The following is a 13,013-nucleotide window of genomic DNA, read 5'->3' as shown; positions in this document are numbered from 1 at the left end:
GTTCCGGGACTAGTGGGTCATCAGGTAGAGGGCACCGCCGCCCGCTGCCATCAACAGGATACGAGCTTCGCCCCATAGCGACACGCGGTGAATAGCGCGCAGATTGATGAGCGTGATCGGGACGGCAGCCAGGCTGAGGATGACGAAGGCGAAGACCGTTGGCAGCGTCCCGAAATAGACATAGGCCAGGGGAATACCGATAAGCGCCAGCACAGCGCCGGTCAGCTCGCCGACCGCATGGGTCTGACTGTCTCCCTCGCTGAGAAGGAGCTGCTTCAGCAGGCCGAAGGAAGGGGCGATGAACAACGGAGCGACGAAGGGGACGAACTTGGTCGCCTCTTCGTAATCGGCAGGAAGGAAAAGATTGAGAGCGAACTCACCGAGGAAGAGAAAGCCCAGAAACGCACCGCCGCAGACGAGGTCCGCCATCAGCCGGAAACGATTATAAACACCGATGAGCTGTTGAGGGCTGTTGCGCCTGCACTCCGAAAGGGCAGGAAGACAGAGCTTCTGAACGATGGTCCTGATGAGGTTCGTGCCAGCCCGAACCCAGATCATCACCACACCGTATAAGGAGAATGTACGGGCATCGAACAGCCAGCCGAACAGCACCTGGTCGGCTTGGGTGAGAAGATAGGTGCAAAGACTGGCCAGAAGGATCCACTTGCCAAACGAAAAGATCTCGTCAAACGCCGCACGTTCGAAACCAAAGCCCATCCGAACACCGGGAATAATGGTATGGGAGGCTATGGTGATGAAGACGGTTTGGAAGATCGTCCCGATCAGAAGGCTCCACGGACCACATCCGAGCACTGCCGCGCCGATCATCACGAAGAGGCTGAGCACCTTTGAGGTGATCTGTATGAGAGTGACCCGCTTCAGCTCCAGGGTACGGAGTGAGACAAGGAGAGTGGTTGAGGCGAACCCCGCTATTAGGATCGAACACGCCGCCACACTGATAAAAAACGGTGTGATGTCGAGAGCGTAGAGGCTTTCCGCCGGTACCGAGCCCTGGTTGAAATAGAGGAGGGCCGCCAAACACTGCACGACAAGGAAGATCGTCGTGTTGCGGATGATCTGTGTAGACCAGACGGTCCTGAGGAAGGCGGGGTCCTCACCTCGATCGCTGCGGATTACATTCCCTGACAGCCCCACATCGGTCATCATCCCTAGAAGAGTGACCAGGCTGAACGCCACCGCCACCAGGCCGAAAGCCTCCGGCGCGAGCAGACGAACCATGATGAAGTTCGACAGAAGTCTCAGTAGGGTCTGGACCGCTATGTCGATCGTTAGCCAGCTTCCCGCTCCGGCCGAACGCCGGAAAAGCTGGCGCATGGCAGGGCTGCCGAGAAGCTTTTCGCGGTAGCGCCCAGCTAGGTTCTGCAGCGAGTTCGCGGAAACGTTCATGCGGGAACCGTTCCGGGCCAAGGCTTGGCCAGCCCATGAACCGCTTTGCCGCCGGGGGCTTCTGTAAGAACGCGTGCCGCGATCCTGTTATAGGCCACGGCTAATCCGGAGAGGCCCATGATAATGACCTCGAAGTGAGCGCTCATGGACGTCGCGGTGAAGCCGATCATCAGAACGGAGATGCCGGCAACGATGGAAGCACCGATAAAGGCCAGCTCAGCATCGACCGCCCTGAGCTTAGGAAGGGTCGTCGCAGTCCTGATGGTGGGAACCGCAAGGATGGAGACAAACAAGACAGTATAGGGAATGCCGTGTTCTAGGGCCTTGCTGAGATAGGTATTGACCATGTCGATGATACCCTCTCCCTGGCGCAGGTCCTCTAGTTTGTTTCTATAAAGATGATCGCCGAACAAAGGAGCGTCCCAGATGATGTCCATGCCGCGCTCGAAAAGCCGAACCCGGTAGTCGTCGGTACCGCGCTCACCAACCAGCGGAAGGTAGCTTAAAAGACCAGCACCGAACGGAGTGAGCTGCAGCAGAAGAAGTGCGATTATTCCGACGACGCCTCCTGCGAACGCCCGCGACATGGCGTTCCTACCCATCAGCGTCAGCGTTCCAAAACCGATTGCTGCGGCGAGAAACGGAGTCCGTGAGCCGCTCATCAGAAATCCGACCACAAGACTTATGATGACGACACTCTTAGCAATCGTTCCCCTCAGCTTGGCTATCAGCGGAAGGGCAAAATAGAGCAGGCTCGCAAGGATGATCCCGAAGCTGATATAGGCCTGGCCGAAGGTGGAGGTCATGCGAAGGAGGGCCCCACGCGACTTGGTCCGGATCAGCAAACCGAGCAGCTCCCTCGCCCGTCCTGAATAGAAGTTCCAGCCCACCAGCTGGCCGATGATCGCTACCCCGGCGAGCACCATCGCCATCGCCAGGATCGTGTGGATGACATTCATCAGCTTATCCCGAGTATCGATGGCGGACGCCACACCGAAGAACGCTCCGGCGATGATGACGTACTGGGTCAGCATGGCCCTCAGATCGTTTGTCAGGCTCGTCCGGTTGGTGACCGAGATCGCGTAGAAGAAAAGCATCGCCAGCAGCAGCTTGCCGGTCAGCGTGAAGGTCCGGTCCTTCTGCTTGTTGGTCGCAGCCGTCCAGAGCCCCGCAAAGCCTAGGATGGTAAGCGTGGAAAGGTCGAAGACGTAGTTGATGCCTGGTAGTTGGAGAAAGGAGATGTCCTTTCCCGGTACCGAAAGGATGATAATGAAGAAGACTACAGCGAAGTTCGTTTTCCGGGTGTAGAACAGCATCGTAAGTACGACGCCAAAGAAGAAGATCAACGGATGCGGTGAGAGGAAGAAAGCCACACTCAAGACACCAAAGGCCACGCCGACCCGCACGATCTCCTGGGATGACAACGTCTCTCTTCCAAAGAAGAGTAGCGTCGCCAGCGCCCCGCCCCCGCCAATCCCGGCCAAGATGAGCATGTAGAGGTTCTGAGTCACTGCATCGCTTCCAAGCCTTTACAGGCCGCCCGCTGCACACAGCGGGTGTCCAGCATACCACCTATGCCGAGGACTTTATCGTTCTCAGTCACGAAACCGCTGCTGCTCTGCCTTGCTGCCTGGATCAGGCACTTAGCACGCTGTCTGCCACAAAAGGGTTGCTGGCGCGTTCGTGACCGAAGGTGCTCATGGGACCGTGTCCGGAGATGAAGCGCGTGTCGTCGCCCAGTGGCCAGAGCTTGCCCGTGATGGAGTCGAGCAGGGTCTGATGGTGGCCGCGCGGGAAATCGGTTCTGCCGATCGACCCCTTGAACAGGACGTCGCCGACAAAGGCGAGCTTGGCCTCTTTTTGGTGGAAGACGACATGACCAGGCGTATGGCCTGGAGTGAAGTAGACGTCGAACACCACGCCGCCGATCTCCACCGTGTCGCCATCGTCGAGCCAGCGGTCGGGCACCACGTTCTCGCCTTCGCCTTCCACACCGAAGCGCTTGGACTGCTCGGCGATCTGGGACAGCCAGAACACTTCCTCCTCATGGGCGCCCTCGATGACGGCGCCGGTGCGCTCTTTGAGCTCCATCGAGCCTGAGGCATGGTCGAGATGGCCGTGGGTAAGCCAGATCTTCTTGATGTCCGCCTTCATCGCCTCGGCGGCGGCGAGCAGCTTGTCCACCTCGCCGCCCGGATCGACCACTGCCGCATCGCCATTAGCGGCACGGATGATCGAGCAGTTCTGCTGGAAGGGCGTGACGGGAACGATCTGGACCTGGAAGGGGTGCTCTTGGGACATGACGGAAGCAATAGCGCGGAGCGGTTTGCACCGCAAACGGCGATCAGCTGGAGCGGTCCTTGCACTGCTTGTGAACCTTGCCGCCTTCGAGCTGCTCATCTTAAACTCTAAGAAGGCAGCGCAGAGTTGGCAAGGGCGTGACTCAAAACCCAAGAAACCAGGTTTCGCTGACAAGGAAACTCGGGCGGCTTGGATCGGCGAAGGCCTGGAAGATCATTCTGCAGAATGTCCGCGAGTCCCTCGGGCCGTCGGATGCCGCCATCCTTGCACTGAGCGGGTTGATCACTGCGGGCGCCGATTTGGTGCAGCCGATCCCGCGGGTCCTCTGGCCGCTGCTCTTTCTCGGCGTCGTCGTCTTCCTTTACGTGGCGATGGAGCTCGTCTCTCGACCGATCCAGCGAAACCGCCGCCGGGTTCTGAGCCATGTTCTCCTCGCATCGACCGGCATCGTCTTCGCTTCTGGCGTCATCATCGCCTTAGGTGGGAACAGCGACGAGTCGAACATCGCTCAGCTGTTGGATCAGACGTCCTCCATCAGCCGCGATGCGAGCGACATAGCGCAGTCGACCCGCGACATTGCGACGAATACGGAAATGTTGAACACGTCGATCGAAGAAGAGCGCCTGGCGATGCAGATCCAGTTCAGGATCGACCGGTCGGCTTCTTCGGAGAACGTCTTCGAAGGCAGTATCATCTGGCCGCCCAACTACCAGGTGCGGAAGAATTCCTGCGAGTTCACGGTCGGCAATGATGACGGCGCTTTCGTCCGCTACGAAGCCCTGAACTGCGAACGTTTTCGGGCGACCGTGCAGCCCGATGTGGCGAGGCAAGGGATGGGAGGCTTGTCCGGGCTGTCGAGCTACCCTTGGCTTTCAGCACATCTACGGGACGGACGACGCCTCAACATCCCAACGTTCAACATGGCGACGGCAATGATGGGTGAGCTGACTCCACTCATGACGCAGATGATGACTGAGCAGATGACTGGCGGCACCGTGCCAGGTGAGGTCGGCATCGAGGTTACTCGGGTGCGAGGTGACTTTGTGGCCCAGGCTATGAGCGATGGTGAGCCCGTCAAAGACGGTCGGTGCCAATGGTACGACATGTCCATGGCAGTCACCACAGAGCCCATAGGTGGCGATTCGTGCAGGGTGAAACTCGTCGTCGGGCAACTGCTGACTGGCCGGGCGCTCAATCGGGCAGAACTCCAGCTGATTCTGTCGACCGGGATGACAGGACATTCCCAAGCCAAAATACCGGTGCCTCCTGAGATCTTCACCCAGTATGCTGAGCAGCAGGAGAGAAACTTTCCTGACCTCGACCCCTTTGTCTCCGTCAGCTCGATGGCGATAGGTGAGCAAAGTTTCGACCGGACTTCCTTAAAGTATTCGCTCGAGACGGCAGCTGAGTTGAGGGGCGCCTATTTCAAATTGACGGGCCTGAACGCTTTCATTCTCGACCGGTCGTCCGGCCACCTTAGCAACGCTTCAGTGACGCTTGGCGAACGGGGCGTCCACAACAGTATAGACGTGATCGGTGGTTCGGAGCTCAACGGCGGGTTTGCGGCCAGAGAAACACCTGAAGCTGTCGCGTTTTGCTCTGCAGCGCAGGTCGGATCAGATGTGCGGATCACGATATCCGTCTGGACGATCGACGGTGGGGGGTATGCGAAGGGTTACGAGCGCACGCTAGCTAGAAGCACCCAACAGAGCCGCTACGACACGAGCACAATGGACGCGGAATGTAGCACTCCGGGCGCTCTCCCGGTCACTACCCTCCAGCTTCTTGAGGACGCTCCGTCAGTGTCCAGGGACATGACCGTGGTTGCCTTCAAGCAGCGCCTCGTTCAAACCTGTTCGAATGCGTCAGCGTCCGCCGACAACCTCTTATTCTGTATACGCCAAGCCTCGAATGCGATGTTTGGTGGTGACTTCAGACCCAGACTGACGAGCAACGGCTATGTGCTTCTCGGGTGCGGGACGCTCCACGGGCTCTACGTCAAAGCCGTAACACAGCTCGCTCGGCAGGTTGCCATGCCTACAGTGTCGACGTCTCCATCCTGCGAGGTGTACGGAATGGCGGCAGAGGAGCTGCGCAAGGATATGGAGGCGTTTACGGAGCAGCATTCCAACAGAAAATGGACTTTCATTTATGAGCCTTATGCTCAGTTAGCGGCCGTTTGCCGAAAAGGTGGAGAAGGCCGACTGGATGCTTGCGACGCTACTTTCGCGCAAGGCCAACGCTTCCTCCGCACCTGGCGCGAACGGTGCAGCGCATCCTCGAACAGCCGCACGCATGAACAGTATCGCTCGGCGGTCCAACAAAAACGGCAGTCCGCAGAACGTCTTTTTGGGAACAAACCGCTCCAGCAGGGAGGTCATCAGGATGACGCCCCCCTTGCAACAGGTCTCGAGCCAGCGGCGCTGGAGTGGTACCTCGGTCAGATTGAGGCAGAGACCTGTCCGACCGCCTAACGGTGATGCTCGATATGGCTGTCCACGAGCGCCTTGTTGTAGGTTCTGAGCGCCCTGATCTGAGTGAGGGTGCCGAGGAGGTGGTTGTCGTCCTTGGCCTTGGTCACCGGCATGGCGGATACGTCCAGGCGCGCCATCTCGGCCAGCGCCTCGCCTAGGGTCTGGCCGGTGGTGAGGCGGGCGGCGTCTTCTTCCAGGGGCGCGGCGGAGGCAGGGACCGGGCGCATCACGTCGCGGACGCGGATCGTCTGGAGGATCACCCCTTGCGGTCCTTCGGAGAGGTCGTAGCCGCGCTGGTTGAGCTGGTAGTGGAACCAGCTCGTGCCGAAGAAGATCTGCGTGATGACGGTGGCCAGCCCCACCGCCAGCATGAGCGAGGCGGTCATGGTGTAGTCGCCGGTCAGCTCGAAGACGATCAGCGTGGTCGAGATCGGTGCGCCGATGATCGCGCCTGAGACCGCGCCCATCCCTATCATGGCGAAGAAGGTGGGGGAGGCGACGAAGTTGCCGAACACCATGCCCGCGACGATGCCGAAGGCGGCGCCCGACATTGCTCCCAGATAGACCCCGCCGGAGAACACCCCCGTGCCGAAGCGGCAGGAGAGGCAGAGCACCGTGGTGAAGATCTTACCGACGAGGAGGATCGTCAGCAAAGGCAGCGTATAGCCCCCCGCCAAAGCCTCGGTGGTGGCCTGGTAGCCGTAGCCGAGAAGCTCGGGGTAGAAGATGCCCGCTCCGCCCATGCCCACCCCCGCGATCAATGGCAGGAGGGCGGGCGGGAAGTGCCGTTTGGAGATAAGGCCCCGCACCGCGCCTCTACCCCATGCCGCGACGACGAGGAAAACGATCGACACCGCCCCCGCGATCACGCCGAGCGGGATGCCTAGCGCCAAGTCGAGGGGCGCCGCGCCGCCATATTCGGGGATGACGAAGCGGTGCAGGTCTCCGAGATGGGCGCGGGCTATGAGCGTCGCGACGATCGAGGACAGCGCGATCGGCGCGAAAATCGACAGGGCGTAGTTGGACAGCACCACCTCGAGCGCGAACAGCACCCCGGCGATCGGCGCGTTGAAGGCGGTGGAGACCGCGGCGGCAGCGGCGCAGCCGAGGAGGGTGCGGCTGTCCTTGGCCGACAGACCGAACCGTTTCGATAGCGCGACGGAGAAGGCGCCGCCTAGGAGCACGGCCGGCCCCTCCCGGCCGGCGCTCGATCCCGATCCGAGGGCGAGGGCACAGACGGCGGTGTTGACGAGCCCGGCCCTCAGCGAGATCGCCCCCGGCGGCCGGGCGCGGGCCTCGATCACCTCCGCCACCCCCTGGCAGCGCATATCGGGCAGGATGCCGCTGCGCTTCGCCCCCCAGAGGAGCAGCCCCACCAGGGCTCCGCCGATCACCGGCACGATGAAGGCGCGCTGGGTGTTCAGCGCCTTGATCCCCTCGGCCAGCATCGCCGTCGGCTCGCCGTAGGCGGTCTCGGTCATCCACTCGATGGCCAGGGTGAAGCCGATCACCCCGTAGGCCGTCAGCACACCGGTCACCGCCGCGAGGCTCCACACCTTGAGGTCGCTGAGGGCGGAGGCCCGCTCGGCGGAGTGCTTGAGCCACTGATTGGCGCGGATGGCGGGAAAGAACTTCATGGACTGGCGCGCCGCTATCACTCTTCGCCGCGGCTCGCCAGCGGCGCAGTGCGTTCCAAACCGCCCCTTGCGGCATTGGAACTGGGGCGCCACAAACGTGTGTGCTAGGCGACAGCCTTCGAACGACGTGACAAGGGCAACACCATGAGAGCGATCACCTTCGGCCTTGCGGCCCTCCTGGCGGCGGCCAGCAGCCTTCCCGCCGATGCCGAGGCGCAGCGTCGGCGCGGCGGCGATGAGGCGCGGCTCGAGGATATCGAGGAGCAGCTCCGCGACCTGCAGGGCGCCGTCTTCGGCCAGGACCGCGAGGGTGCCCCGGTTCGCTTCCAGGGCGCCGACCCCAGCGGCCGCGCAGCCGCTGCCGCGCAGGACCCCCAGATGAACGCCGAGACGCTGGTGCGCATCGGCGCGCTGGAGCGTGAGATCCAGAGCCTCACCGGCCAGGTCGAGCAGCTCAACTTCCAGCTCCGCCAGCAGCAGCAGATCATCCGCGAGCTCTACGCAGCCGTCTATCCCGACGGCGACGGGCCTGGGCTCAGCCTCGGCGGGCAGGCCGAAGTGGTGCGCTCGGGCGGCAGCCTCGACCCCGTCACCGGCGGCCCTGTCGACCTCGTCGGCGGCGGCGCGGCAGGCGATGCCCTCCCCACCTACGCCAATGCGGAAGCAGCCTTCGCCGCCGGACGCTCGGCGCTTCTCGAAGCGCGCTACGCCGATGCCGAGCGGGCTTTCCTCGCGCTCACGGAGCAGTTCCCCGATAGCGACCGGGCGGGCGACGCCACCTACTATCTCGGCGAGACCTATCTGGCCCAGGGCGACCTTGGCGCTGCAGCCCGCACCTTCCTCGACTTCGTGCGCAACTACCCCGACAACCCCCGCGCCGCCGAAGCCCACCTCAAGCTCGGCCAGGCCTTCGCCCGCGCCGACAAGGTCAACGAGGCATGCCGCGTCTGGGCACGGGGCCTCCAGACCTACCGCGACATGGACGAGAGTCTGCGGCGGCGCATGCAGGACATGCGCGACGTGACTTGTAACTCCTAAGTGGCGCTACCGCTCGCTCGGGCTCGCTACTTGAGCGCCGGCTCGACTTCGCTTTCGCTTCGCTCGCGTTCCTGGCGGGAGAGGTTCGCTTGCTGCCTTCTCCCCCGGCCCGGGGGAGGTGCCCGAAGGGCGGAGGGGGACTCGCAACAAGCGCTTCGCCGTAGGGCGGACAGCGGCGAAGCCGTTGGCCGCGTTTTGAAGCGCGGCGCACCGAACGCGGCCAGCTTCGCTGACGCCCTACGGGGTGGGTCTCTCTTCCGACTGTCTCTTTCTGGCGCTCACCACGGCGAAGACCGTGGTGCCCATCTCCTGCGTGTGTGTTCTCGTTCAGCCTTCAGGTGATGGGTCCCACGGTTTTCGCTGCGCTGCGCCGTGGGAAGCGTGTCTGGGGAACGTTGGTTCAGCACGAAGACCCGTCCGAACCCAAGAGAAGTGACGTCTCTCCCCCGCAAGACCGGACAAGAAGGGTTGTACGCGAAGCTGCGAGGGCGGGGATAAGTTCGTAGGGTGGACGCGAGCAGCGGCCACCTTGCGGCGGTCGGTCCTGGGAAAGGTGGCCGCTGCTCGCGTCCACCCTACGAGGTTGCGCTCGATCCGTTGCCGCCCGACAAGCAATCCGTGACCACGCTGCCCATCACCTGGCCCCTGCCCGAGGGCGAGCCCGCCGCTATCGCCGTTTCCGGCGGGGCGGACAGTTTCGCGCTTTTGCACTGGGCGGTGGGTCAGGGGCATCCGGTCGTGGCGCTCACCGTGGACCATGGCTTACGCGAAGGCTCCGCCGCTGAAGCCCAGGCCGTGCGGACATGGTGTTCGGAGCGAAACGTTCCCCACGAGACCCTGGTCTGGCGCGGCGAGAAACCAAACACGGGTATCCAGGCGGCGGCGAGGGAGGCGCGCTACCGGCTCCTCTGTGAGGCCTGCTACCGGATGGGGCTTGAGCATCTTCTCACCGCGCACAATGCCGACGACCAGGCCGAGACCGTCTTCATGCGCCTGCGCCGGGGGGCGGGCAGGGGGCTCGCCGGAATGAAGCCGGAGCGGAAGATCGCGGCGGGGCCGGGGGACCTCATCAACCTCCACCGGCCTCTGCTGGGCATCCGCCGGGCCGAGCTGCGCGCCTATTCGCAAGCGGCGGGCCTGCCCTTCGCCAACGACCCCTCCAACGAGGACGAGCGCTTCGAGCGGGTGCAAGTAAGGGCGCTGCTCGCAGCGCTGGAGCAGCAGGATTTGCTGACGATGGAGGCTTTGTGCCGAACGGCTGAACGTGTCGCTGAGCCCCTTGAGCACTACGAGAAGTTCGATCGTGACCTCTCATGGACTTCGGTGCGGATGGACAAAGATGACGCCATGCTACTCGAATGGCATCCTTCGGATACGGCCCTCAACCGAGCTGTCTTTGCTTGCGGGGGATCCGCTATTTACCGCGATATCGGTTCACTCGAGGGCAAACCTCTCATCGAGACCACCATAGCAGGCGCCATGCTCGCCATTCGGGACGACCCTTTTTACGATCATCTCGTCTTCCGAGAACCTGCCGCCCTCCTGGGCCGAGCCGACGGCACCCCCGGCCTCGCCCCGGTCCCCGCGCCGCCCGGCTCCAGGCACCTCTACGACCGCCGGTTCATCGTTTCGGTGCCCGAAGAAGCAGCCGATGGCCTTCTCCTCCGCCCTTTGGGCCAGCTTATGCCGCGCGATATCGCCACCTCTACCCTTGCCAGGCAGCGCATCTCGACGCTGCCCTGCCTGGCTGACGAGGGTAACCAGCTCCGCTACCTGCCCGAACAGGCAGTGGAGGCTGTGACAAAGGCACTCGCGGGTTGGAAGCAATGTGACAGCTTCTTATCTGCCATGGCAGGCACATTCCCTGCACACTCTCTGTTGGCAGAGCGGTTCGCAGGCGATGTGATCCGTTATTAGGGCTTTCCCGGTATCAGCCGAGGTCCGGGAGCTGGAAAGGAACCACGAATGAACGGTCGTCACTGGATGGTCTGGGGCTTGATGCTCGCCGTCGCCCTCATGCTCATCTACTTCTTCTCCTCCGCCACGCCTGCCCAGAGCGTGAGCCAGATGAGCTACTCCGACTTCCGCTCCCGCGTCGAAAGCGGCGCGGTGGAGCGGGCGGTGATCGAGGAGAACACGGTTTCCGGCACGCTCGCCGACAACACGCGCTACGTGGTGGCTGTGCCCTCCGGCGCGCAGGTGGCCGAGCTCCTCTACCAGAACGACGTCTCCGTCGAGGTCGTGCCCGAGCAGGACCCGCCGCTTCTCCTGTCGGTGCTGATCAACCTTCTGCCGGTGATCCTGATCCTGGGCATTATCTTCTTCGCCATGCGCCAGATGCAGTCGGGCAGCGGCAAGGCCATGGGCTTCGGCAAGTCCAAGGCGAAGCTCCTGACCGAGAAGCACGGCCGGGTCACCTTCGACGACGTGGCCGGCATCGACGAGGCCAAGGAAGAGCTCGAGGAGATCGTCGACTACTTACGCGACCCGATGCGCTTCCAGCGTTTGGGCGGGAAGATCCCGAAGGGCGCGCTCCTCGTCGGCCCTCCCGGTACGGGTAAGACGCTGCTCGCAAGGGCCATTGCGGGTGAGGCAGGCGTGCCCTTCTTCACCATCTCCGGCTCGGACTTCGTCGAGATGTTCGTCGGTGTGGGCGCTAGCCGCGTGCGCGATATGTTCGAGCAGGCCAAGAAGAACGCGCCCTGCATCATCTTCATTGATGAGATCGACGCGGTAGGCCGCTCGCGTGGCGCGGGCCTCGGCGGCGGCAATGACGAGCGCGAGCAGACCCTGAACCAGCTCCTGGTGGAGATGGACGGTTTTGAGGCCAATGAGGGCATCATCCTCATCGCCGCCACCAACCGCCCCGACGTGCTCGACCCGGCGCTCCTGCGTCCAGGCCGCTTCGACCGCCAGGTGGTGGTGCCGAACCCTGACCTTGTGGGCCGTGAGAAGATCCTCGGCGTGCACATCAAGAAGGTGCCCCTCGGCCCCGACGTGAAGATCCGCGACATTGCCCGCGGCACGCCTGGTTTCTCGGGTGCGGACCTCGCCAACCTCGTCAACGAGGCAGCGCTTCTGGCGGCAAGGCGCGGTAAGCGCATCGTCACCAACAAGGAGTTCGAGGACGCCAAGGACAAGATCATGATGGGTGCCGAGCGCCGCTCCACCGTCATGACCGAGGACGAGAAGGCGCTGACCGCCTATCACGAGGCTGGTCACGCCATCGTCGCCCTCAACGTGCCCAAGACCGACCCCGTGCACAAAGCCACGATCATTCCCCGTGGCCGAGCGCTAGGCATGGTCATGCAGCTCCCTGAGCGCGACCGCTTCTCCATGAGCAAGATCGAGATGGAGAGCCGCCTCGCCATCCTCATGGGCGGCCGCGTGGCCGAGGAGCTGAAGTTCGGCATGGACAACGTGACCTCGGGCGCCTCCTCGGACATCGAGCAAGCCACCAAGATCGCAAGAGCCATGGTCACCCAGTACGGCCTGTCCGAGAAGCTCGGCCCCATCGCCTATGCGGAGGATGAGGGCGAGGTGTTCCTCGGCCAGTCCATCGCCCGCTCCAAGTCGATCTCCGGCGACACGGCGAAGATCATCGAGGAGGAGGTCCGCCACCTCGTAGACACGGGCTACGAGCTCGCCAAGAAGATCCTCGGTGAGACCCATGCCGAGGACTGGGAGAAGCTCTCCCAGGGTCTTCTCGAATACGAAACGTTGACCGGCGAGGAGATCAAGGCGCTCATCAAGGGAGAGCGGATCATTCGCGACGAGCCTTCAGAGCCCTCCGGGCCGCCGCCGAGCTCGGTGCCCAGTGCAGGCCAGCCGCGTCAGGGTCCCCTAGGCGGACCGGAGCCGCAAGGCGCATAGAACGACAAAGGCCGGCCTTCGGGCCGGCTTTTTGTTGGCGGACAGAGGGCGCTAGTGGCCGCTCCCCCTCAGCCTACCGGCAGCTCCCCCTCAGTGAGGGGGAGCGAAGTATCGGCGAGGCAGCTCTTCTGCATTCCTCCCCCACCCCGTGGGGGAGGTGCCCCGGAGGGGCGGAGGGGCTGCGGCGCCCGACAAAGTACGTGAACGCCTTTCACCGACCTGCTCCGATACTTCACGCTTCCGCAAAAGAGCATTGCGCGACCCCCTAGGCATTCTTACCTTC

The 13,013-nt window shown here is 63.0% G+C and carries 8 protein-coding genes; 4 read left to right on the top strand and 4 right to left on the bottom strand.

All coding sequences use genetic code 11. The features are described 5' to 3' along the window. Positions 1-9: 9 nt before the first annotated feature. From NOG11_RS08545 to NOG11_RS08535, 3 genes are all read right to left on the bottom strand, one after another. Entirely contained in the window at positions 10-1,407 is a 1,398-nt protein-coding gene (locus tag NOG11_RS08545) for an oligosaccharide flippase family protein (RefSeq protein WP_256619328.1), read from the bottom strand. Continuing rightward, entirely contained in the window at positions 1,404-2,891 is a 1,488-nt protein-coding gene (locus NOG11_RS08540) for an O-antigen ligase family protein (protein ID WP_256619327.1), read from the bottom strand. The genes NOG11_RS08545 and NOG11_RS08540 overlap by 4 nt, the downstream gene beginning before the upstream one ends. 151 nt (positions 2,892-3,042) lie before the next feature. Beyond that, entirely contained in the window at positions 3,043-3,708 is a 666-nt protein-coding gene (locus NOG11_RS08535; RefSeq protein ID WP_256619326.1) for an MBL fold metallo-hydrolase, read from the bottom strand. Positions 3,709-3,845: 137 nt separating this feature from the next. Here NOG11_RS08535 and NOG11_RS08530 point away from each other — a divergent pair, with 137 nt between their 5' ends. Beyond that, positions 3,846-6,182: a hypothetical protein gene (locus NOG11_RS08530; RefSeq protein WP_256619325.1), complete on the top strand. Its 2,337-nt coding sequence runs from the start codon at positions 3,846-3,848 to the stop codon at positions 6,180-6,182. On the opposite strand, the gene NOG11_RS08525 is transcribed toward NOG11_RS08530, so the two are convergent. Then, positions 6,179-7,819, bottom strand: a complete 1,641-nt coding sequence (locus NOG11_RS08525) for a chloride channel protein (protein WP_256619324.1) — start codon at positions 7,817-7,819, stop codon at positions 6,179-6,181. The two genes, NOG11_RS08530 and NOG11_RS08525, sit on opposite strands and share 4 nt — an antisense overlap. 144 nt (positions 7,820-7,963) lie before the next feature. Between NOG11_RS08525 and NOG11_RS08520 the strand changes: the two genes are divergently transcribed. From NOG11_RS08520 to ftsH, 3 genes are all read left to right on the top strand, one after another. Next, entirely contained in the window at positions 7,964-8,857 is an 894-nt protein-coding gene (locus tag NOG11_RS08520) for a tetratricopeptide repeat protein (protein ID WP_256619323.1), read from the top strand. Positions 8,858-9,475: 618 nt separating this feature from the next. Continuing rightward, positions 9,476-10,774 (top strand): tRNA lysidine(34) synthetase TilS, encoded by a 1,299-nt coding sequence (gene tilS, locus NOG11_RS08515; RefSeq protein WP_256619322.1) that lies wholly within the window; start codon positions 9,476-9,478, stop codon positions 10,772-10,774. Between the two features lie 48 nt (positions 10,775-10,822). After that, entirely contained in the window at positions 10,823-12,730 is a 1,908-nt protein-coding gene (ftsH, locus tag NOG11_RS08510; protein ID WP_256619321.1) for an ATP-dependent zinc metalloprotease FtsH, read from the top strand. Positions 12,731-13,013: the final 283 nt, after the last annotated feature.

The sequence above is a fragment of the Parvularcula maris genome (genome assembly GCF_024505085.1).
Taxonomy (GTDB): Bacteria; Pseudomonadota; Alphaproteobacteria; order Caulobacterales; family Parvularculaceae; genus Parvularcula; species Parvularcula maris.
Note: the sequence above shows the minus strand (reverse complement) of the source record. Positions and strands in the feature narration are given on the sequence as shown.